This window comes from Mycobacterium sp. DHQP2018-32-09, assembly GCF_058148405.1.
Window position 1 is genome coordinate 1 of sequence record NZ_JBYVYK010000152.1, and the last position, 437, is coordinate 437.

At 37.3% G+C, this 437-nt stretch carries 1 pseudogene; it reads right to left on the reverse strand.

The window, feature by feature from the left end:
• Nucleotides 1-437 (reverse strand): annotated as a pseudogene (gene sbnB / locus AC30CM_RS27110) (N-[(2S)-2-amino-2-carboxyethyl]-L-glutamate dehydrogenase SbnB); the annotation flags it as partial.

The window sequence follows — 437 nt, forward strand, 5'->3', positions numbered from 1 at the left end:
GTCTTCACGTCCTGGTATGTCACCTGTCACAAGTTGCCCAAGTTCAGCATGAAGTGCTTCTTTGCTGAATTTACCTTCTAACACCAATTGGTTAATAGTTTTCTTTTCTCGATTACATTGTGACCAGTCATCTACTACGACTTTGTCAGCTTTAATAAAGACTTCTTTATGCACATCCATGATAGAAATGTTGCTAATAAATGCACCCTTTTGTAACCAATCATATTCAATATATGGTTGATCCGTTACGGTACATGTAATGACTACTTCACCATTTGATACTGCTTCTTTAGCATTTTCTGTCGCAATAAAATTAATTTCCGGACGCTGTTGTTGCCATCTATCAACAAAGCGTGCACACGCTTCAGAGAATTGATCGTAAACAAACACGCGTTCAATATGATCGAATTGCTCTAACATACTTTGTAATTGCTTGT